The organism is Rhodococcus spelaei, assembly GCF_006704125.1.
GTDB classification, from domain to species: domain Bacteria; phylum Actinomycetota; class Actinomycetes; order Mycobacteriales; family Mycobacteriaceae; genus Rhodococcus_G; species Rhodococcus_G spelaei.
Map to the genome: position 1 here is coordinate 94,515 of NZ_VIGH01000005.1, position 21,432 is coordinate 115,946.

Annotated in this window: 21 protein-coding genes; 11 read left to right on the forward strand and 10 right to left on the reverse strand. The window is 69.4% G+C overall.

All coding sequences use genetic code 11. The annotated features are described in order from the left end of the window. Positions 1–33: 33 nt before the first annotated feature. Both FK531_RS12555 and FK531_RS12560 read left to right on the forward strand, forming a co-directional pair. Positions 34–873, forward strand: a complete 840-nt coding sequence (locus FK531_RS12555; RefSeq protein WP_142099794.1) for an SAM-dependent methyltransferase — start codon at positions 34–36, stop codon at positions 871–873. 39 nt (positions 874–912) lie between these two features. Continuing rightward, the gene (locus tag FK531_RS12560) at positions 913–1,296 is read left to right on the forward strand and encodes a phage holin family protein (RefSeq protein WP_142099796.1); all 384 of its coding nucleotides are present in this window, start codon (positions 913–915) and stop codon (positions 1,294–1,296) included. A 22-nt stretch (positions 1,297–1,318) separates the two neighbouring features. Here the strand turns inward: FK531_RS12560 and FK531_RS12565 are convergent, their stop codons facing one another. Continuing rightward, a complete protein-coding gene (locus FK531_RS12565) occupies positions 1,319–2,188 on the reverse strand; it encodes a 1,4-dihydroxy-2-naphthoate polyprenyltransferase (RefSeq protein ID WP_142099798.1) in 870 nt (289 codons plus the stop codon). A gap of 59 nt (positions 2,189–2,247) precedes the next feature. Here FK531_RS12565 and FK531_RS12570 point away from each other — a divergent pair, with 59 nt between their 5' ends. Further along, a complete protein-coding gene (locus FK531_RS12570) occupies positions 2,248–5,601 on the forward strand; it encodes an AfsR/SARP family transcriptional regulator (RefSeq protein ID WP_246098129.1) in 3,354 nt (1,117 codons plus the stop codon). 98 nt (positions 5,602–5,699) lie between these two features. Here FK531_RS12570 and FK531_RS12575 read toward each other — a convergent pair whose 3' ends face one another. After that, positions 5,700–6,473 carry an ABC transporter permease gene (locus FK531_RS12575; protein WP_246098145.1) on the reverse strand — a complete coding sequence of 258 codons (774 nt, stop codon included), beginning with the start codon at positions 6,471–6,473 and terminating at the stop codon, positions 5,700–5,702. Positions 6,474–6,529: 56 nt separating this feature from the next. Continuing rightward, positions 6,530–7,528 (reverse strand): ATP-binding cassette domain-containing protein, encoded by a 999-nt coding sequence (locus tag FK531_RS12580; RefSeq protein WP_142099802.1) that lies wholly within the window; start codon positions 7,526–7,528, stop codon positions 6,530–6,532. A gap of 152 nt (positions 7,529–7,680) precedes the next feature. Here FK531_RS12580 and FK531_RS12585 point away from each other — a divergent pair, with 152 nt between their 5' ends. Continuing rightward, positions 7,681–8,514 (forward strand): class I SAM-dependent methyltransferase, encoded by an 834-nt coding sequence (locus FK531_RS12585; protein WP_142099804.1) that lies wholly within the window; start codon positions 7,681–7,683, stop codon positions 8,512–8,514. A 43-nt stretch (positions 8,515–8,557) separates the two neighbouring features. After that, positions 8,558–9,178 (forward strand): TetR/AcrR family transcriptional regulator, encoded by a 621-nt coding sequence (locus FK531_RS12590; RefSeq protein ID WP_142099806.1) that lies wholly within the window; start codon positions 8,558–8,560, stop codon positions 9,176–9,178. A 70-nt stretch (positions 9,179–9,248) separates the two neighbouring features. Here the strand turns inward: FK531_RS12590 and menE are convergent, their stop codons facing one another. Beyond that, a complete protein-coding gene (menE, locus tag FK531_RS12595; protein WP_220126950.1) occupies positions 9,249–10,343 on the reverse strand; it encodes an o-succinylbenzoate--CoA ligase in 1,095 nt (364 codons plus the stop codon). Positions 10,344–10,410: 67 nt separating this feature from the next. Beyond that, positions 10,411–10,866 carry a MarR family winged helix-turn-helix transcriptional regulator gene (locus FK531_RS12600; RefSeq protein WP_142099810.1) on the reverse strand — a complete coding sequence of 152 codons (456 nt, stop codon included), beginning with the start codon at positions 10,864–10,866 and terminating at the stop codon, positions 10,411–10,413. A gap of 91 nt (positions 10,867–10,957) precedes the next feature. Between FK531_RS12600 and FK531_RS12605 the strand changes: the two genes are divergently transcribed. Then, positions 10,958–11,305, forward strand: coding sequence for a DoxX family protein (locus FK531_RS12605; RefSeq protein WP_142099812.1), 348 nt, complete (start codon positions 10,958–10,960; stop codon positions 11,303–11,305). Positions 11,306–11,381: 76 nt separating this feature from the next. Here FK531_RS12605 and FK531_RS12610 read toward each other — a convergent pair whose 3' ends face one another. From FK531_RS12610 to FK531_RS12625, 4 genes are all read right to left on the reverse strand, one after another. Next, on the reverse strand, positions 11,382–11,687 hold the full coding sequence (locus FK531_RS12610; protein WP_142099814.1) for a DUF3349 domain-containing protein: 306 nt from the start codon (positions 11,685–11,687) through the stop codon (positions 11,382–11,384). Between the two features lie 14 nt (positions 11,688–11,701). Continuing rightward, positions 11,702–12,061, reverse strand: coding sequence for a DUF3349 domain-containing protein (locus FK531_RS12615; protein WP_142099816.1), 360 nt, complete (start codon positions 12,059–12,061; stop codon positions 11,702–11,704). Between the two features lie 64 nt (positions 12,062–12,125). Continuing rightward, positions 12,126–12,407, reverse strand: coding sequence for a hypothetical protein (locus FK531_RS12620; RefSeq protein ID WP_142099818.1), 282 nt, complete (start codon positions 12,405–12,407; stop codon positions 12,126–12,128). A gap of 2 nt (positions 12,408–12,409) precedes the next feature. Continuing rightward, positions 12,410–13,654, reverse strand: coding sequence for an inorganic phosphate transporter (locus FK531_RS12625; RefSeq protein ID WP_142099820.1), 1,245 nt, complete (start codon positions 13,652–13,654; stop codon positions 12,410–12,412). A gap of 286 nt (positions 13,655–13,940) precedes the next feature. Between FK531_RS12625 and FK531_RS12630 the strand changes: the two genes are divergently transcribed. The 5 genes from FK531_RS12630 (at position 13,941) to FK531_RS12650 (ending at position 19,678) form a co-directional block, all read left to right on the forward strand. After that, positions 13,941–15,377, forward strand: coding sequence for an ABC transporter substrate-binding protein (locus tag FK531_RS12630; RefSeq protein WP_142099821.1), 1,437 nt, complete (start codon positions 13,941–13,943; stop codon positions 15,375–15,377). A gap of 96 nt (positions 15,378–15,473) precedes the next feature. Then, a complete protein-coding gene (locus FK531_RS12635; RefSeq protein WP_142099823.1) occupies positions 15,474–17,813 on the forward strand; it encodes a branched-chain amino acid ABC transporter permease in 2,340 nt (779 codons plus the stop codon). Further along, entirely contained in the window at positions 17,800–18,579 is a 780-nt protein-coding gene (locus tag FK531_RS12640) for an ABC transporter ATP-binding protein (RefSeq protein WP_142099825.1), read from the forward strand. The genes FK531_RS12635 and FK531_RS12640 overlap by 14 nt, the downstream gene beginning before the upstream one ends. Continuing rightward, the gene (locus FK531_RS12645; RefSeq protein ID WP_142099827.1) at positions 18,576–19,322 is read left to right on the forward strand and encodes an ABC transporter ATP-binding protein; all 747 of its coding nucleotides are present in this window, start codon (positions 18,576–18,578) and stop codon (positions 19,320–19,322) included. Before FK531_RS12640 ends, FK531_RS12645 begins: the two co-directional genes overlap by 4 nt. Before the next feature lie 2 nt (positions 19,323–19,324). Beyond that, entirely contained in the window at positions 19,325–19,678 is a 354-nt protein-coding gene (locus tag FK531_RS12650) for a hypothetical protein (protein ID WP_142099829.1), read from the forward strand. A gap of 51 nt (positions 19,679–19,729) precedes the next feature. Here FK531_RS12650 and FK531_RS12655 read toward each other — a convergent pair whose 3' ends face one another. Continuing rightward, positions 19,730–21,337: an MFS transporter gene (locus FK531_RS12655; RefSeq protein ID WP_142099831.1), complete on the reverse strand. Its 1,608-nt coding sequence runs from the start codon at positions 21,335–21,337 to the stop codon at positions 19,730–19,732. Positions 21,338–21,432 lie beyond the last annotated feature (95 nt).

Below are 21,432 nucleotides of genomic sequence, written 5' to 3' on the forward strand. Positions count from 1 at the left end.
CGCGCCGTCACTAGGGTTGGTCGAGTGGAAGCCATGAGCGCGCCCGAGGGGGTCGGCGGCACCGCACTGGCGGTGGCCAGGGCCCGCGCGGCCGAGACCGCGCGTCCCGACCGACTGTTCGCGGACCCACTCGCAGCAGTCTTCCTCGACGCGGCGGGAACCACGGACACGCGCGACCGCACCACGATGGACCCCGACGCAGTCCGGGCTGTCGTCGCGATGTACCACTGGATCGTCGCGCGCACGTTGTTCCTCGACGCCGTCGCTTCGACTGCCGTGCGCGACGGCATCGGACAGGTCGTCGTCCTCGGCGCAGGCCTCGACACCCGCGGCTTCCGGTTGGGGTGGCCGGCGACCCTCGCGCTGTTCGAGGTCGACCGCTCGGATGTGTTCTCGTTCAAGGAGTCCGCACTGTGCGCGGTGGGTGCCGAGCCCACCTGCCGCAGACGGACGGTCGTCGTCGACCTTCGTGACGAGTGGGTCCCCGCGCTCGCCGAGGCCGGATTCGACCCGACCACTCCGACATTGTGGATCGCGGAGGGACTGCTCGCCTATCTGGAGGCGGACCAGGTGGAGCGACTGCTGGGCGCGGTCACCGCGGCCTCGGCGCCCGGGTCGCGGGTGGCCGTCACCGCGTTGCGGATCGAGGGGGAGGTTACCGTCGCGCCGACCGCGACCGATCCGTTCGCCGACATCCGTGGCCTGTGGAAGCGCCCGGGGCCCGTCGACGTCGTCGACCGACTGGCTGCGCACGGCTGGCGGGTCGAGGTGTCCTACCCGCGCGAACTGCTGGTCGAGGCAGGCCGGATCGAGGCGGCGGAGGCACCGGGTGTGGCCGGTCCCCGACTGATTCAGGCCGTCCGGCAGGCGTAGTGCGGCGCGTCGTCGCAGCCGATGTGCCAGCATGCACCCATGAGCTTTCTGGTACGTCTGGTGATCAACGCGATCGCGATCTGGCTGGCCGCCGCCTGGGTGAACGGCATCGAGATCGCCAGTTCCGACAAGGGCACCGGCTACGACATCCTGGTTGTCCTGTTCATCGCGCTGGTGTTCACCGTGGTGAACGCCTTCATCAAGCCGTTCGTGCAGCTGTTGTCGCTGCCGCTGCTGATCCTCACCCTCGGGCTGTTCACGCTGGTGATCAACGCGCTGATGCTGCTGCTGACCTCGTGGATCACGGACTCGACCGAATTCGGCATCTCGGTCGACGGCTTCTGGACCGCGGTCTGGGGCGCGCTGATCATCTCGCTGGTGAACTTCGTGCTCAGCGCAGTGGTGCCGTCCTCGAAGAACTGACCCACCCGGGAAGCGGGTCGGCTCAGCCCAGTCCGAGGCCGAGCCCGGTCGCGACGCCCCACACCAGCATGGCGGCACCGGTGCCGGCGAGCGCAGGAATCAGGGCCAGTCCCTTCCCGCCGGACCGCACCGGCGCATTGGCCTTGACCGCCAACGGAACTGCCACCAGTCCGGCCAGCGCCCACGGCGTGCGGGCGACAAGGATCAGTGTCACCACGAACGGCGCCACCAGCAGGACCAGGTGCAGGGTCCGGGTGCCCGCGTCGCCGAGCCGCACCGCCAGGGTGTTCTTGCCGGACTCGGCGTCCGTCGGGATGTCCCGCAGGTTGTTCGCGACGAGGACCGCGCTCGAGAAGGAACCGACGGCGATCGCGGCGACCACGCCCACCCAGTCCACCCGCTCGGCCTGCACGAACTGGGTGCCGCACACCGCGACCAGCCCGAAGAACACGAACACCGCGACCTCACCGAAACCGCTGTAGCCGTAAGGGTTCCTGCCGCCGGTGTAGTACCAGGCGCCCGCGATGCACACCGCGCCGACGAGGATCAGCCACCACGCAGAGGTGAGCGCGAGCACCACCCCGACCACCGCGGCCAGACCGAAGCAGGTGAACGCGGCGGTCTTGACCGCGGCCGGCGAGGCCAGCTTCGATCCGACCAGGCGCAGCGGGCCGACCCGCTCGTCGTCGGTACCGCGGATACCGTCCGAGTAGTCGTTGGCGAAGTTCACCCCGATGATCAACGACATCGAGACGACCAGTGCGAGTACTGCCTTCCACCACACCGCGCCGCCGATCGAGGCGGCCGCGCCGGTACCGACCAGCACGGGGGCGATCGCGTTCGGCAGGGTGCGCGGACGGGCACCCTCGATCCATTCGGAGACAGAAGCCATGGGGCGATCCTTTCACCAGTACGGAATCGAGTCGCCGCGAGGCACTAGCATTGTCGCCGGTGCATCCAGTCACGAGTGTCTCCGCAGCGACTGCGCCCGCGGGACCGCCGATCGAGGTCGCCCTGCTGGGCGAGGTCTCGACGCGCCGCGAGGGCGTGCTGGTGCCGTTGCCGGGCGCGCGGGCGCGCAGCCTGCTGGTCGCCCTCGCCCGCAGGCCCGGTGGCTCCCGCAGCGCCCAGGCACTGATCGAGGACGTGTGGGGCGAGAATCCGCCGCGCTCGCCACTCAACGCCCTGCACACGCAGATCTCCCGGCTGCGGGCGGCGTTGCCCGAGGGCACGATCGAGATGGGTCCGGCCGGCTACCGTCTCGATCTCGGTCGGGGCCAGGTCGACCTCACATTCGCCCGGATGCTCGAGCAGCAGGCCGCGCAGCTGCACGCCGAGGGGGACCATCGGGGCGCGGTCGTGAAAGCCCAGCAGGCGCGCGCGCTGTGGCGCGGCGAACCCGGCGCGGACCTGCCACCCGGCGAGCCCGCGCGAGAGTTGGCGGACGAGGCGTCGGCACGTCTGGCCGGGCTGGACGCGGTCGAGCTCGCCGCGCTGGTGGCCGCCGGCGAACTGCGCCTGGCATTGCCGCTGGCCCGGTCTTCGGTCGAACGGGCGCCGCTCGACGAGCAGTCGCACGGGCAGCTGATGGTCGTGCTGCACGGGCTCGGCCGGTCCAACGAGGCGCTCGAGGTGTTCGCGGGACTGCGAGCGCGACTGGCGGACCGGCTCGGCACCGACCCGTCGCCGCGGCTGGTGGAGCTCAATGCCGCGGTGCTGACGGGAGGTGCGCCCCGGTCGGACGCGGCGACCGTCGTGAATCCCGTTCCCGGACAACTCGATCACGGCGCCGCGGGGCCAGACCGCCCCGGGACCAGGCCACTGCCGTCGGCGCTGGGCCTGCGGGCGGCGCCGAACGCGCTGCTCGGCCGGGACGGCGACCTCGACGCGATCGAGGAGCTGTTGACGACCAGCCGGGCGGTCACCGTCCTGGGTCCGGGTGGAACCGGCAAGACGAGGGTCGCCCATGCGCTCGGTTCCCGTGTCGCCGAACGTATCCCGGTCGTCCTCGTGGAGCTGGCGTCGCTCCGCAGTGGCGGCGACGTGGTGGCGGCGATCAGCGGCACCCTCGGCCTCAGCGAAGCGGAGCTGACACCGGGGTCCGGGTTGACTCGGGCGCGGCTGCACGACGCGCGCGATCGCCTGCGTGAGGCGCTGTCGGCCCGGCGCTCGTTGCTGATCCTGGACAACTGCGAGCACCTGGTCGACGACGTCGCGGAGGTGGTGGCCGACCTGGTGGCGGCGAGCGAGAACCTGACCGTGCTGGCCACCAGTCGCGCCCCGATGGCGATCACCGCGGAGGCGGTGTACCCGTTGCCGCCGTTGGTGATCGACGAGGCGGGTTCACCCGCGACCGAGCTGTTCCGGACCCGCGCGCTGGCGGTCCGTCCGGCGGCCCAACTCGACCCGGGTGAGGTCGCCCGGCTGTGCCGGACACTCGACGGACTGCCACTGGCCATCGAGCTGGCGGCCGCGCGGGTGCGCACGATGAGCGTCCAGGAGATCAACGCCAGACTGACCGACCGGTTCTCGTTGTTGCGGTCGGGTGACCGCACCTCACCGGAGCGGCACCGCACACTGCGCGCCGTGATCGAGTGGAGCTGGAACCTGCTCGAGCCGGCGCAGCAGGCCGCCTTGCGTCGATTGTGCCGTTTCCCAGCAGGTTTCACGCTCGCCGCGGCCGCCGAGGTGGCGCAGTGGGGTCAGGTCACCGACATCGACGCCGCGCTCGACGGGCTGGTGAACCAGTCGTTGCTGGCCGTCGTGGAGGGGTCGGACTCGCCCGGTCTGCGCTACCACATGCTCGAGACGGTCCGGGAGTTCGGCGAGGAGCAGTTGGCGGCGGCCGGGGAGGCCGACGAGGTGGGCGCTCGCACCCTCGCCTGGGCCGAGGCGTTCTGCCGAGATGCCGTGCGCGACTTCCTGAGCGGCGATCAGGTCGCGACGTCGCTGCGGGTCGAGGCCGAGCACGACAACCTGCTGGCGGTGCTGCGCCACGCGCTCTCCACGGGCGAGGGGCGCGCGGCGCTGACCGTGTTCCCGGTGCTGGGTACCACCTGGACGATCCGCGGTGCACACTCCGAGGTCATCGCCTTCGCACCGCGAATGCTCGAGGTCGACCCCCGTCGGTTCGGACCCGAACTGCCCGGGAACTTCCTGACGCTGACGTACCTGGTGATCTGTGGGCACACCGCGTTCGCCGGGGTCAGCAGGGCGCTGGCGGTGATGCGGATCCGGCTGCGGGCGATCTTGGCGTCGCACACCGACATCGATCAGACGTTGCGCATGGCTGCGTCATTGATGGTCATGCCGGTTTCGGGTAAGGGGCTGGCCCGCACGCTCGCTCGCGGCGTCCGGTCGCCCGATCCGGGTGCGCGTAGCGCCGCGTACATGGCGCGGGCGAATCTGCGGGAGAACAGCGGCGATTTGTACGGTTCGGGGTCGGACGGCAGACAGGCGCTGGCCCTCGCGGAGGCGACCGGGGACGTCTGGGGTCTGGCGATGGTGCTGCAGCATCTCGGCAGCCTGGCCGGACAGTCCGCGCGCTACGACGAGGCGGTCGGGTACTACCGGCGCGCAGCCGAACTGCTGTGGGATCTGCACGCCTACGAGGAGAGCACGACCCTGCGCAGCTACATCGGGGCTGCCCTGGTCGGTGCGGGACGGGTGGACGAGGCCCGGCGGGAACTGGACGCGGGTGGATCGGCGGCCGACGAGGTGGCGCTGACCGTCGGGGGTGAGCGCGTGAGCTTCGGGATCGGCGATGCCAACCAGAGCACCGCCGCCCTCGCCGCGGCCGCGGCCGAGGTGGCACTGGCGGTCGGGGACGTCGAGGCGGGCCTGCGCGGCTACAACCATGCCGTCGAGCTCCTCGGGTGGGAGAACGCAGGGGACAACCCCGATCCGTTCGGCTTGATCCTGGCGGCAGCTGCGGTGGCGGCGCACGTGCTCGCCGGTCGCATCGGCGGGATCGTCGACCGGGTGGATGCGTTCGTGCGGACCGCCGTGTTGCGACTCGGAGCCGACGGTTATGCGGACCTGCCGCAGACCGGCGGCGTCGCGTGCGCGGTGGGCAGCTTCGACATTGCGACCGGCCGGGACCCGGACGGCGGGTTGCGGCTGGTGGTGCTGGCGACCAGAGTGGCTGCCCGCCAGGATTTTCCGTCGATGCAGTGGTCGCGGCACCTGGATGCGGCGGAAGCGGCGCTCGGCGCGGAGCGGGTGGAGGCCGCACTCGCCTCGGTCGCGCGGATGCCCCGACGCGTGGCGCGCGACGAGATTTTCGCCGCGCTCCACTCACGCTGACGCGTGCGAGGCTGACGGGACCGGTGGTGGCTGACGCCACTGTGCGCGCGTTTCACCCCAACCGGGGTGAAACGCGCGCACGGGCGGCGCAGCCGCGACTACGCCTCGCGCATGTAGGCGCGGACAGTCAGCGGCGCCATCACGGCGATGATGACGGCGGCGCCGAGCAGTGACCACACCACGTGGATGCCGAAGTGACCGTCGTTGACGAGTTCACGGACCGCGGTCACCAGGTGCGAGACCGGGTTGACCTTGACGAAGGCCTGCATCCAGCCGGGCATGGTGTCGGCGGGGACGAAGGCGTTGGACATGAAGGTGAGCGGGAACAGGACCAGCATCGAGATGCCCTGTACCGCAGAGGCCTTGTTCATCAGCACACCCATCAACGCGAAGATCCAGCTGATCGCGAAGGCGCACACCATCACCAGCAGGCCGGCCGCGACGATGCCGACCACGCCGCCCTGCGGGCGGTAACCGATCGCCATGCCCATCGCGAAGGTGATGGTGGTGGCGATGGCGTAGCGAACCACGTCGGACAGCAGCGCCCCCGCGAGCGGTGAGATGCGTGCGATGGGAAGGGATCTGAAGCGGTCGAACACGCCCTTGTCCATGTCCTCCCGCAACTGGGTGCCCGTGACGATGGAGGCGGTGACGACGGTCTGCACGAGAATGCCGGGGATGATGATAGGCAGGTACGACTTGACGTCGCCGGAGACCGCGCCGCCGAAGATGTAGGTGAACATCACCGTGAAGATCAGCGGCTGGATCACCACGTCGAACAGTTGCTCGGGGTTGTACTTGAGCTTGAGCAGTCCGCGGTACGCCATGGTCAGCGAGTTCGAGACGGACTGGCTCAGGCTGATCGAGCGCATGAAGGGCGGCGAGCTGGGGTGTGCGGCCCTGGTCTCGGGTGCGAGGGTGGTGGTGGTCATGCCACGCTCCGTTCGGTGTCGGATTCGGCTGCGGTGGAATCGGATTCGTCGGCTCCGTGGCCGGTGATGGTGAGGAAGACCTCGTCGAGACTCGGCTTGCTGACGGTGATCTCGTCCACGTCGATCCCGTGCTCGCGCAACCGGATCAGCAGTTCGGGCGTGACCGACGGATCGGTCATCGGAGCGGTGAGCCGGCCCGCCTCCGGCGTGATCGCGACCTCGACGCCGAGCGACTCGACGAGCAGCGACCGGGTCTGGTCGACCCGCGTCTTGTCGACGAGTTTGAGTTGCAGTGAGGACACCCCGACGGAGGCCTTCAGTTCGTCGGCGGTGCCGTCGGCGATGACCTTGCCGCGGTCGATGACCGCGATCCGGTCGGCGAGTTGGTCGGCCTCGTCGAGGTACTGGGTGGTGAGCAGCACCGTGGAGCCCTCCGCGACGAGCCTGCGGATGGTCTCCCACATCTGGGCGCGGGTACGCGGGTCGAGTCCGGTCGTCGGTTCGTCGAGGAACAGCAGCGGCGGGTGCGAGATCAGGCTGGCAGCGAGGTCGAGGCGCCTGCGCATGCCGCCGGAGAAGTTCTTCAGCGGCTTGCTCGCGGCCTCCACGAGGTCGAACTCCTCGAGCAGTTCGGTGGCCTTGCGCTTGGCTTCGGTGCGGGAGAGTCCGAGCAGCCTGGAGAAGATCACCAGGTTCTCGGTGGCGGACAGGTCCTCGTCGACGGAGGCGTACTGGCCGGTGACCCCGACCAGCGACCGCACGGCCGTCGACTCGCGGACCACGTCGTGGCCGAAGATCCGGGCCTGCCCGGCGTCCGGCCGCAGCAGGGTGGCGAGCATCCGGACGGTGGTGGTCTTGCCGGCGCCGTTGGGGCCGAGGACGCCGTAGACGGTGCCGGTCGGGACGGTGAGGCTGACGCCGTCGACGGCGACGCTGTCGCCGAAGCGCTTGACCAGCCCGACCGCCTCGATGGCGGGGGGAGCGGTGAGGTTCATGTGTGTGTCCTCTCGGATCGGTGTTGTCACCACCTTGCGGCCCGCCACTTGCATGCCCCTTGCGCCGTGCATGCGCGCTGTTGACAGGGCGAGAGGCGAGCCACATTATGAACATGTGTTCATGAATGGTCATTCATAATGAGGAGGGTTCGATGGACGCGATCGTCAACACCGCACAGGCCGAGGCCTGGAATGGCTACGAGGGTGACCACTGGGCCGCCAATCAGGACCGGTACGACCAGGTCAACATCGGTTTCAACGACGCCTTGCTGGCCGCGGCCGCGCCCGGGGAGCGCGACCGCGTCCTCGATGTCGGCTGCGGAAACGGGCAGACCGCCCGGCTCGCCGCCCGGGCTGCGGCGGGCGGTCACACGACCGGTCTGGACCTGTCGGAGCCGATGCTGGCGCGGGCGCGCGCAACCGCGCAGGCGGAGGGGATCGGGAACGTCTCGTTCGTCCGCGGGGATGCGCAGGTGTACCCCTTCGTCGACGCCGAGTTCGACGTCGCCCTCAGCCGGTTCGGCATCATGTTCTTCGCCGATCCGGTCGCCGCGTTCGCGAACATCCGACGTGCGCTGCGGCCGGGCGGCCGGATCGCTTTCCTGAGCATGCGCGGCCTGCGCGACGACCTCGGCACCGTGCTCGGCGCGGTTGCGGACCTCCTGCCCTGGCGGCCGGACGAGTCGCACACCGGACCGACCTCGCTGGCCGACCCCGCGCGTATCGAGGAGGTGCTCGCCGCGGCCGGGTTCGACTCCGTGCGGGTGACCCCGGCGTCGGCCGAGCAGGTGTGGGGTCGCGACGCCGTCGACGCCGCCGAGTTCCTCGGCAACTGGGGGCCGGTCCGGTTCGCGCTGCGCGAGGCCGACGCCGCCGCGACCGACCGGCTGCGCCGCGCGCTCACCGCTGCGCTGCGGCCGTTCGAGCGTGACGACGCGGTCCGGCTGCGCGGCACCGCCTGGCTGGTGCAGGCGGTGCGGCCCTGACTCCGACGTAGGCAGCCCGAGGCGCAGCCTACGATTGACCGCGATGTCACCGAGAAGAGCGGCCGCCGTACCCGGCGACGCGAGCCTGCGCGAACACCTGATCGCGGCCGCCGAGCGATTGATCGCGCGGCGCGGCACCGCCGGCGTGACGGTCCGCGACATCGCCCGGGAGGCCGAGGTCGCGGACGGGGTGCTCTACAACCACTTCGCGAACAAGGAGGAGCTCCTCGCGCTCGGACTCGGCGCGCACGTGCGCGCGGTCGAGGCGGGCCTCGTGGGTGCGGTGCCCACGGCCGGAGCCGGCGTCGTCGCGGAGAACCTGCGGACGCTGGTGCGTCGCGGCTTCGCCCTGCACCGCGCGATCCTGCCCGCCTTCGCCGGGGCGCTGGCTCAGCCGAAGGTGTTGTCCGCGTATGCATCCGGCGAAGGCGACGTGCCGTCGTTGCGGGTGGTCCTTGCCGACTACCTGCGCGGCGAGCGCGAGCTCGGGAGGGTGGACCGCGGCGCCGACGTCGACGCCGCGGTGGCGATGATCAGCGGTGCGTGGCACGACCTCGTCCTGCGCGGCCTGCTGCGCGGTGAGCAGCCCCTGCCCGAGGAACCGGGCGACGAGCAGGTCGGCGCGCTGGTGACCACGGTGCTGCGCGGTATCGGGCCCCGCTGACAGATCGAACGGGAACCCGCGGCTCGTCCCAGGATCGACGGCGAACCGTCAGTTCCCGCTCAGCCCTTGGTCATCGGGGCGCGGACAACCTCGCGGCCAGTGCTCGGCGGTCCACCTTGCCGGGCCCGCGCACCGGCAGCGCGTCGAGCAGGTGCAGCTCGCGCGGTGCCGCGGTCGGGTCGAGGGTGGCCTCGACGTGTGCGCGCAGTTCGGCAAGTGTCGGCGTGGCGCCCGGCGTGGGCACCACCGCCACGACCACCCTCTGGCCCAACCGGGGGTCCGGTAGTCCGACCACCGCGCACTCCGCGACCGCGGGATGACCGGCCAGCGCAGCCTCGACCACCTGCGGGACCACGGTCAGCCCGCCGGTGGAGATCGCCTCGTCGAGCCGGCCCAGGACGCGCAGCACCCCGTCGGTCACGGTGCCGGAGTCGTCGGTGCGGAACCAGCCAGGCTCCGCGAACGCAGGATGGTCGGGGAGCCTGCGGTATCCCGAGGCCAGCACCGGACCGCCGAGCAGCACCCTGGCGTCCTCCGCGATCCGCACCCGCACCCCGTCCAGGGGCACGCCGTCGTACACGCAGCCGCCGCACGTTTCACTCATCCCGTAGGTGCGCACCACCGTGATGCCCGCGGCGACGGCGCGGGCGAGCACCGGTGCGGGCGTGGCGGCCCCGCCGAGCAGGACGGCGTCGAGTTCGGCGAGCGCCGCGGTCGCACCGGGATGGTCGAGGGCCTTGACCAGCTGGGTTGGCACCAGCGAGGTGTACCGCCGCGGTCCGGTCATCGTCGCGACCGCCGCGGGCAGTGCGGCTGGATCGAAACCCCGTGCCACGTCGACGATTACCGGTTCGGTGCCCGCGAGGAGGCCGCGCAGCAGGACCTGCAGCCCGGCGATGTGATGCGGCGGCAGCGCCAACAGCCACGATCCGGGTCCGCCGACCCGGGCGTGGGTGGCCTCGCCGCTGGCTCGCAGCGCGGCAGCGGTGAGCATGGCGCCCTTGGGGATTCCGGTGGTTCCGGACGTCGCGACGACCAGTGCGATCGAGTCGTCGATCGGTTCGCCGGGGCGCAGCGCGTCGGTCAGTCGGGCGATCTCGCGGCCGTCGCCCGCGGGCACGGGCAGCAGGGCCTCGCCACCGCCGGACAGTGCGCGATCGAGCATCGGGAGAGCCTCGGCGGCCGCCGGACCGGACGGGACGGGCAGGGTCTGCAGTAGGCCGGGCACCGCCTCAGTCCTCCGTGCACTCGCGACGGTCGGTGGCCGAGACCCGCTCGAGCAGGTTGCGCAGCGCGGCCCGGTCGGGCCCGGAGAGGGCGGAGAACAGTTCACGTTCCGCCTCGTCGAGCGCCGTGTCCATCGCCCGGAGCGTCGCCGTGCCGGACTCGGTGAGTTCCACGATGTGGCGGCGCCGGTCGGCCGGATCGCGCCGGCGTTCGAGTTGTCCGTCGCGCTCGAGATCGTTGAGGATCGCGACGAGCTGGCTGGGGTCGACCTCGAGGGTGTCGGCGAGCCCACGCTGACTCATCGGTCCGGAGCCGAGATGCAGCAACGTCAGGGCGTGGCGCGGGGACAAGCCGGCGACTGCGAGGGCGCCGCGGATCCGGGCGCTGGTGGCCTCGCCGCGCAGGGCGAGCAGGAACCCGAGGCGGTCGGTGGGGGCGCCGGGGTCAGGTACTGCTCGCATCCCACCACCGTATCAGCGGAAGAATTGTGGAAGTGAAAGAATCGTTGATAGCTTTCAACGATTGTTTCGCACATATCATTGGAGTCAAGACATGTTCATTGCCTACGCCGTCGTCGCCGTGATCCTGGCCCTCGCGGTCAGCGGTTCCGCCTACGCCGACATCACGCGCAACCAGAAACTGGTCGAGGGTCTGACCGGACTCGGCGTCCCCGAGGCATGGATCCCGCGCCTCGGCGTGGTCAAGTTGGCCGGTGCGCTCGGACTGCTCGTCGGACTCGCGATCCCGGCGATCGGTATCGCGGCGGCGATCGGCCTGATCCTGTACTTCGTCAGCGCCGTCGCCGCGCACCTGCGGGCGGGTGACCACGCGATCGCGCCGCCGGCGATGCTCGGCCTGATCGCAGTCGCCGCGCTGGTGCTGCGCATCCTCTCGATGTGACCCGCTCCCCGCTGACACTGATACCCCCGGCACAGCTGCGGCGGCGGGGGTATCAGTGTCGAGGGGGCGGGTGACGCTACGTCGGGTTCGTCGGATCGTCGAGCGGCCAACCACCCGCCGCGAGGTGAGCCCGGACCCGTTCCACGTCGGACTCGAGCGGCATCTCGTCGGTCACCTTGGTGATCAGCACGCCGATGTCGATCCTGTCGATGTGCGAGGAGGCCTGGTTCATCAGTGCATCGGTGACGGTGCGGACCTCGTCGTCGGAGAGCCGGCGTCGCAGCAGCGCGATCAGCGGAATGTAGTCCTGTTCGGGCACACCGTTGGGATACCCGGCGCGCAACCAGCCGAGTATCGAGGTGAGAAGCGGAGGAAGGGCCACGGGTGCTGTCCCTTCTACTTCGCCGGGTCGGAATCGGTCGGCGGTTCGGGGTCGACCAGCGGGGACGGGTCCGCGAGCGGCCAGCCGGCGGCGGCGAGCACCGAGGCCACCCGCGCGATGTCGCCGTCCGACGGCGCACTGCGGGTCGTCTGCTCGATCAGCTCGCCGATCTCGTTCCGGGTGATCACGGGGTCCTGGCCCTCGCCGCGGGCCTCGGCGAGCGCAACGGCGACGTCCTTGATCTGCTCGGCGCTCAGCTTCCGGTGCAGCAGGGCGACGAGCGGGATCCGGTCCTTGGGTGGGACGCCCTGGGGGTAGCCGGCGCGCAGCCACTTGATGACCGACAGTGGAAACGACGGTTTGGCGCTGGTCACAAACGTTGCCTCTCGACTCCGGGGCCGATGTCAGAACAGTTCGACGGGTGGAACGGTTCGAACGTTAGAACAGTTCGATGCCGAAAGTGTTGCCGAGGAAGTCCGACATGATGAACAGGATGCCGGTCACGATGGCGATCACCACGACGGCGAAGCAGGTCACCGCTCCGGCCACGGCGAGCGGACTGCGGGTGGTGGTTGCGCTGCCCGCCTCGGTGGTCGCGGTCGTGCCCGACCCGAGCAGTCGCAGTCCGAAGGCGAACAGGGCGGGAAGTCCGGCGCCGAGGAGGAGGCCGACCAGGACCACCTGCCACAGCGAATCGAGTGTTTTCGTCAGCAGATCCATACTCAGGCCTTCACGTTGCTGGACCGCTCGACCCGCGCCGCGGCCGGGGCCGGTGCGGGAGCGGGGGCCGGGGCGGCGGGGGGAGCGGGGATCTCGGCGGCGACGTCGGCGGGCTCGAGCCCACCGGCCCAGTCGGCGTTGACGTTGCTCGGATCGATCGGTTGACGCCGCGAGCGGACGTACATCAGGCCGGCCAGGACCAGCAGGATCGCGAACACCACCAGCACGCCGGGTAGTCCGCCGATCAGGTGGGCGATGCCCCAGCAGATCGCCCCGACGAGCGCCGCCGACGGCAGGGTGATCAGCCAGGCGACCGCCATCCGTCCGGCCACACCCCAGCGCACCTCGGCGCCGCGACGGCCGAGCCCGGTGCCCATGATCGAGCCGGTCGCGACGTGGGTGGTCGACAGCGGCAGGCCGAGGTGGCTCGAGGTGAGGATGATCGCGGCCGAGGAGGCCTCGGCGGCCATGCCCTGCGGGGCTGCGATCTCGACCAGCCCCTTGCCGAGCGTGCGGATCACCCGCCACCCGCCGAGGTAGGTGCCGAGTGCGATGGCGACCGCGCAGCTGAGCTTGACCCAGAACGGCATCTCCGAGTCCGCCGTGATGGTGCCGTGCGCGACGAGCGCCAGGAAGATCACGCCCATCGTCTTCTGGGCGTCGTTGGTGCCGTGGGCGAGCGAGACCAGGGAGGCGGAACCGATCTGGCCGAGCCGGAACCCGGACTCCTTCGTGTCCTCACGCACCCCGGAGGTGATGCGGTAGATCAGCCAGGTGCCGCTGGCCGCGACCAGTCCGGCGACCACCGGCGCGAGGACCGCGGGGACGATCACCTTGCTCAGTACGCCCGACCACTCGACGCCGTTCATGCCGAGCGCGGCGATGGCCGCGCCGATCAGCCCACCGAACAGTGCGTGCGAGGAACTCGACGGGATGCCGAACAGCCACGTCGCCAGGTTCCAGATGATGCCGCCGACGAGTCCGGCGAACACGATGAACAGCAAGGCTTCACCGCTGACGGTGCCGAGGTTCACCACGCCCTTGGCGACGGTGGCGGCGACCTCGACTGACAGGAACGCGCCGACCAGGTTCAGCGTTGCGGACAGCGCCACCGCGACCTTCGGTCGAAGAGCCCCGGTCGCGATGGACGTTGCCATCGCGTTGCCGGTGTCGTGGAAGCCGTTGGTGAAGTCGAACCCGAGGGCTGTGACGACCACGACGAGAAGAACGATGAGTTCCGCGTTCACAAGCCTTGATCTTCCGTTACGGCGGCGTAAAAGTCGAGTCAGTCCCCGCTGTTCGGGCGTGCTTTCCGGCACATGCCGCGCGTCAGCGTCCGGGCTCGCCCCGATATCCGGTGCGCAGGTCCGTTACCCCCTCCGATCCGGTGCGGATCGTCACAGGCTGAGATCGGTGTGGCGACCGTCACCGCGAGGTCTCACTGAGCGGGACATGTCGAATGCGGACTCGGCCGCGCTGACTAGTTTCCCCGCATCGAGTGACGCAGAACACGTCTCTCGACCGCACGAAGAAATGGAGACACCGAACGTGAAACCAAAGAAGACCGCCAAGCTTGTGGCGGCCCTCGCTCTCTCGGCAGCATTGGTCTCGGCCTGCGCGTCGGATCGCGGCGGCGACGCCGGCGTTCCGTCCTCGGGCAGCGGATCGGGTGGCTCCGCCTCGGCTTCGGCCTCGGACGCGAAGTTCGGCACTCTGGACTCGCCGTGCGGCAAGGGTGACGCGAAGGGCTCCACCGATCAGGGCGTCAGCGACACCGAGATCAAGATCGGGTACGGCGACGACCGCGGTTTCGCGCAGAGCCCCGGACTGAACAAGGAGATGTCCGACGCTGTCTCCGCGATGATCGACTGGTGTAACCAGCAGGGCGGCATCAACGGCCGCAAGGTCGTCGGCACCGACTACGACGCCGCGATGACCAACGCCAACACGGTCATGCAGGAGGCCTGCGGGTCCCAGTTCATGATGGTCGGGAACGGCTTCGCGATGGACCAGACCGCCGAGCAGACGCGGGTCGCGTGCAACCTGGCCGCCGTCCCCGGTTTCACCGTCTCGCCCGATGCGGCGAACGGCCCGATGACCTACCAGGGCGTGCCCTTCCCTGTGGACTACGCGAACGCGGCGGCCTGGTTCCAGATGGGGCAGATGCACCCGGACCTGAAGAACGACTTCGATCTGGTCGGCTCCACCATGCCGACGATCGTTACGTCGCTGGCCAAGACCCGGTCGATGGCGGAGGCCGCTGGGTTCAAGCTCAAGGACTGCGGCGTCACCCTCAACTACCAGGGTGAACCCAGCTACGTGCCGTTCGCGGAGAAGTACAAGCAGTGCGGCGTCAAGGGTCTGTGGACCTCGCGTTCGCCGGTGCCGGCCGAGTTCAACTTCTTCAAGGCCGTCCAGCAGGTCGGCATCGACCCGATCATCTTCGGTGAGGCCACCTGGTACGGAAACGCCGCGCAGCAGTTCAACAAGGACAGCGGCGTCCTCGACAACCTGAACGCAGACATGACCTTCCAGATGCTGGAGAACGCCGACAAGGTGCCGGCGGTCAAGAAGTACCAGGATCTGGTCTCCGCCAAGGGCGGTAAGACCGCGCTGCTGGGCATGCAGTCCACCTCTTCGTTCCTGCTGTGGGCGACCGCGGCGAAGGAATGCGGATCGGACCTGACCCGTCAGTGCATGGTCGACGAGCTCTCCAAGATCCACAAGTGGGACGCAGGCGGACTGCACGCGGTCACCGATCCCGGTGCAAACATTCCGGCCAAGTGCGGCCTGATGGTCTCGCTGAAGGGTGACAAGTTCACCCAGGCGTTCCCGTCCACCGCCGGCGAGTTCGAGTGCAACGACAAGTACCTGATCAAGACGGACCCGGGGACCTGGGGAACGGCCCTCGGCCCCGACCGCATCTCGTCGAAGTACATGAACCCGAACGTGATCAAGCCCAAGGCGTAACGCGGCCCGCCGCAGTGGTGCGGTTGCGGAGTCCCAGGACTCCGGGAGCGCACCACTGCGGCACCGCCGCATCTCTCAAGACAGAGGGTTCTTCACATGGACACATTCGTGACGTTCACGATCCTGGGCCTGGTGCTCGGGTCCGTGTACGCGATCGCAGCATCCGGGCTGGTGCTCACCTACAACACCTCCGGCATCTTCAACTTCGCTCACGGCGCGCAGGCGATGCTCGGTGCGTTCTTCTACTGGCAGCTCAGCGTCGGGTGGGGTATCCCGACCCCGCTGGCACTGCTGATCGTGCTCGGGGTCTTCGGACCGCTGATGGGTCTGGCCCTCTACTTCCTGATCATGCGGGGCCTGCGCGACACTGCCGACGTGACCAAGATCGTGGTCACCGTCTCGATCATGCTCGGCATGCTCTTCCTCTCACAGTGGTTCTGGCACCCCGAGGATCCGCGCACCCTGAAGATGTTCTTCGGTGACAACGCGAAGGTCTCGTTCTTCGGTGCCACCGTCCATGTGCACGAAATCATCTGCCTCGTCGCCGCGATCGCCATCGCCGTCGGTCTGCGGCTGCTGTTCACGCGGACCCGGATGGGCACGACCATGCGCGGCGTCGTCGACGACCCGGACCTGCTGCGGCTCAGCGGGCACAACCCCGAGCGGATCGCAGGCTTCTCGTGGGCGCTCAGTTCCATGCTCGCGGTGCTCGCCGGCATCCTGGTCACCCCGATCAGCGGTGGCACCCTCGAGGCAAACTTCTTGACGCTGTTGGTGATCGACGCGTTCGCGGCCGCCATGTTCGGCAGGCTCCGGAGCATTCCCCGCACCTTCGTCGGTGCGCTGGTGCTCGGTCTGGCAGGTACCTACCTGCTCGGGTACGCACCCACCACCTGGACGTGGACCTCGAACCTGCGGGTGTCGCTGCCGATGATCGCGCTGTTCGTGGTGCTGATCGTGCTGCCGCAGGACCGCCTGCGCGGCGCGGCGGTGCGGACCCGGGAGCGCTACCACGTGCCGAGTGTTCGCAAGGCGATCGCCTGGGGTGTCGCGCTGGTCGTCATCGTGTACCTGATCCGGCTGCTGATGGTGGAGTCCGCGATCTCCACCCTCACCATCGGCATCACCTTCGCGATCATCGCGCTGTCGCTGACGGTGCTCACCGGCTACGCCGGCGAATTGAACCTTGCGCCACTGTCGTTCGGTGCGGTGGCCACGATCGTCGTCTACCACTTCGGCATCAACGGATCCGGTCTGGCGCAGCGGCTCACCATAGTCGGTGTCGTGCTCGGCGTGCTGGTCGCGGCGCTGGTCGGTGGTCTGGTCGCGTTGCCCGCGCTGCGGCTACGCGGGTTGTACCTCGCGCTGGCCACGATGGCGTTCGGCGTCTTCCTGAGCAACATGGTGCTGCGCGACACCACCGAGCGCGAGCTGTTCGGACACAAGTTCTCGCTGTTCACCGGCGGCTCGCTGGTGATCCCGCCACTGCAGATCGGTCCGCTGGACCTGCAGAACAAGACCACCTTCCTGATGACGGCGACGGTGCTGTTCGCGGTGCTCGGCGTCGCGGTTATCGCGTTGCGCAACAGCGGCTACGGCCGTCGCCTGGCCGCGATGAAGGACAGCCCGGCCGCCTCGGCGATGCTGGGACAGAGCCTGGTCAAGCTGAAGCTGAGCGTGTTCATGATCTCGGCGGCGATCGCCGGGCTCGGCGGCATCCTGATGTCGAGCGCCATGGGTTCGGTCTCGGGCGAGTCGTTCACCATCATCGTCAGCCTCTCGCTGCTGATGCTGACAGTGGTCGCAGGCATCGGCTACGTCAGCGGCGCCTTCTTCGGCGGCGTCATGTCCGGCGTGGGCTTCGCCGTCATCATGGTCTCGTTCAACAACCTGGCGAAGACACAACCCGAACTCGAGGGGCTGTACCTGCTGCTCGGCCACATCGCCGCGGTCAGCCCCGCGCTGATCGGTATCGGCGTCGGAAAGAACCCCAGCGGCAGCGTGCACCAGGTGATCGAGGGCTATCGCAAGCTGTCCGGCGCCAAGCCGGTGCTCATCGGGGGCGGCGCGTTCGTGGCGGTGCTGTACGTGCTGGCGCTGACCGGTGTGCTCGACAACTGGTGGTTCGCCTCGCTGACCATCGTCACGGTGTTCGCGTTGCCGGTGGTCGGTGAATGGCTGATGCCGTCGAAGGTGCTCACCGCGGAGGAGTTGGAGGCGCGGGAGGTCACGCCGGTCGAGGACATCGGCGTCGCCGAGCCGTACTCCGGGGAGGACCTTGCGAGGGTCGAGCGCGACCTCGGCCTGCCCGCGCAGCGCCCGAGTTCGCAGCCGGCACAGACGCCGGCATCCGCGGAGGTCGCGGTGGGTCGGCACGCGGCCCCCGAGATCGACACCACCGAGGCCAAGGAGTTGATCGTCAATGCCGTCCATTGAGTCCACGTCGTCCGGTGAATCGTCCACCGGCACACCGCTGCTCGAGACCCGCGGCATCACGGTCCGCTTCGGCGGGCACACCGCGGTCAAGGAAGCGAGCATCGCAGTCGAGCGCGGCACCGTCACGGGGCTGATCGGCCCCAACGGTGCCGGCAAGACGACGTTGTTCAACACCGTCACCGGCCTGCAGAAGCCCAGCGAGGGCAAGGTGTTCATCGACGGCGTCGACGTCACCTCGAAGGCCCCGTACAAGCGGGCCCGCATGGGTCTGGCCCGCACCTTCCAGCGGCTGGAGTTGTTCCTGTCGCTGTCGGTGCGCGACAACCTCCGTGTGGCCGGGGACATCCATCGCACCGGGTCGCGGCGGCACCGCAAGGACCTCGAGGCCGAGACCGACCGGCTGCTCGAGCTGACCGGACTGGCCGACGTCGCGGGCAAGGACGTCTCCGACATCCCGACCGGTCGCGCCCGAGTAGTCGAGGTGGCGCGGGCACTGATGACCGATCCGCGGGTGCTGCTGCTCGACGAGCCGGCGTCGGGGCAGACCGAGAAGGAGACCGAGGACTTCGCGGACCTGCTGGTCCGGCTGGCCGCGGACGGCCTCGGCATCTGTCTGGTCGAGCACGACCTGCCGCTGGTCATGAAGGTGTGCTCGCAGATCCACGTGCTCGACTACGGCGCGTTGATCGCGTCCGGCACACCCGAGCATGTGCGCAACGACCCCGCGGTCATCGCGGCCTACATCGGAACGGAGGCGGTGGCATGACAACGTCGGTGAGCGTCGCCGAATCGGATTCCGCCGCAACGGGGCCGGAGCCGCTGCTCGAACTGTCCGGGGTGCGGTCCGCGTACGGCGCCATCGAGGTACTCCACGGCGTGGACCTCGTGCTGCATCCCGGCTCGGTGGTCGCGCTGCTCGGGCCCAACGGCGGCGGCAAGACCACCGCGCTGAAGGTGTGCTCCGGCCTGCAGCCGGTGACGGCGGGCGAGTTCCGGCTGGCCGGACGAGTCGTCAACGGCGCGGACGCATCCCAGCTGGCCAGGCTCGGGGTGTGCTCGATCCCCGAGGGGCGGGGCGTCTTCCCGAACCTGACCGTGCGCGAGAACCTGTGGGTCGCGACGGGCACCGGGCACAGCCTCGACGAGCTGGAATCCGCTGCTTACCAACGCTTCCCGAGGCTCGGGGAGCGGCGCAGCCAGCTCGCCGGCTCGATGTCGGGCGGCGAGCAGCAGATGCTCGCCCTGTCCCGTGCACTCGGCACGGCGCCGACGGTGCTGCTGCTCGACGAGCTCTCGATGGGCCTGGCGCCGCGGGTCGTCACCGAGATGTACGACATCGTCGGTCAATTGGCTGCCGAGGGCCTGTCCATCCTGGTGGCCGAGCAGTTCGCCCGCGCGGTACTGCCCATTGCCACCTCCGCGGCGCTGATGCTGCAGGGCCGCGTGGTTCGCTCCGGCGACCCGCAGGAAATCGACCGTGAACTTTCAACCAGTTACCTAGGAGGATGACGATGACCGTTGTGGCGGAAGAGCGTCGTGAGCAGTTCAAGAAGGATGTCGAGGAAATGAAGCTCAAGGGCGGTCAGTCGTCCGGTGACGGCAAGGCCCGGATCGTCGGCCTGGTGCTGATGGTCGTCGGGACGCTCGTCTCGTTCATCCTGTACTTCTCCTCGCTGACGCAGTCGGACCTGCGCAACATCGCGTCGTACCAGATCCTGGCGTCCGCCTTCCTCGCGCTGACCGTGCTCGGTGGCGCGGTGTACCTCGCGGGCGCGGTGGCCCGGGTACTGCGGCTGTGGCTGCTGCGTCAGCTCATGGAGAGCCAGGCGCAGGCCGACCAGATCGCCGACGCGCTGCGCAAGTAGTGCTGCGCGTGAACGGACCGTTCAGGTCGCTGGTGAGCCTGAACGGTCCGTTCACGCCGATGCCGGGAGACGGGGGATTCGGCCACTGGCCAGCAGCGCCCCCGCCGTGAGCAACGCGGCCAGTGCGAACGCCACCCGCAGCGCGTCGAGCCGGGCCTGGGCGTTCACCTCGACGACCGCATCGGTGGTGGCAGCGGGCACCGATGCCTGGTCGAGCGCGGCGCGCAACTGGGTGTCGGACAGGAAGGGCACCCCGCCGCTCAGTTCCGTGGTGGCCTGCGCCTGCACCGAGGCGGGTACGGCGGGATTGCCCTCGATCCCCGCCAGCACGGAAGTGCCGAGGGTGGCGATCAGTACCGAGCCGATCAGCGCGGTCCCCAACGAGGCACCCAGGTTGGTTGCGGTGTTCTGCAGGCCGCCGACCTCCGGGCTCTTGTCGTCCGGCACCGCCGAGACCGTTATTGCGCCGAGTTGAGATGCCAACGCGCCGAGACCGATTCCCATCAACAACATCGGTATCGCGACGACACCCGCGTTGGCACCCGGGTCCATGCCCGCCGCGAGGATCACGATGCCGACGAGCATGGCGCCGAGTCCGATACGCACCACCAGGCGAGGGCTCGCGTGCGGCCACATCTTCGGGATGCCGGCGGCCGCGACCAGCAGCGCGGCCGACAGCGGCAGCAGTCGGATGCCGGTGTCGAGGGCGCTCAGTTCGAGAACCACCGACAGGAACAGTGGCACGGCGAAGAAGACGCCGGCCTGAATCATGAACTGAGCCAAGAACATCGTCAGCCCGCCGGTGAGCTGGCGGTTGCGCAGTAGAGTCACGTCCAGCAGAGGCCGGCCGTCCGTCTGGGACAGGTGCGTCTCCCAGCGCAGGAATGCGTAGGTCACCAGCAGTCCGCCGAGGATCAGCCAGAACACCGGCGAAAGCCCGAGCAGGACGGTGGTCCCCGGCCGGGGCAGAACCCATCCCCATTCGCTCGAGCGCAGCACGCCGAACACGACCAGACCGAGGCCCAGCACCGACAGTGCCGAGCCGAGCAGGTCGAGCCGGACCCGTTGCGGGGGCACGTCCGCGATGCGGCGCAGCACCAGCAGGATCGCCGCGACGATCGCCGCCTCACCGGCGAACACGTACCGCCAGGAGGCGAAGGTGGTGACGGCGCCGCCGATCAGTGGTCCCGCAGCCACGGCCATCGCGCCGGCCGCGGCGATCAGTCCGTACGCGGCGGGCCGGCGTTCGGCGGGGAAGTTCGCGGCGACCAGGGCGACGATCGCCGGCATGATCAGCGCGGCGCCGACGCCTTCGAGGAATGACCATCCGACCAGGAGCACGGGCAGATTCGGCGCCAGGGCCGTCGTGGTGGAGCCGATGGCGTAGACGATCAGTCCCAATGCGAACGTCTGCCGTCGGCCGAGGATCGTCCCGATCTTGCCGCCGGTGATCATCAGCGTCGCCATCACCAGGGTGTAGAGGGTGATGGCGGTTTGGATGCCGGTGATGGTGGTATCGAGGTCGGCGGCGACGGAGGCCATGGACACGTTCATCACCGAACTGTCCAGCGTCATCAGGAATTGGCTCGCGCCCAGCACGGGCAGGATCAGGCCGGTACCGGTTCGTGTCGGGGCGGGGCCGCGACTGTCAGCGCTCATGGCTCCGCCTTCGGGCCGTGCGGCGTGCGGGACGGGATCGTTGCACATCGTCCGCCCTGTCGTGGTTCGTCGTCAAGGAGCGACGCCGCGGATCA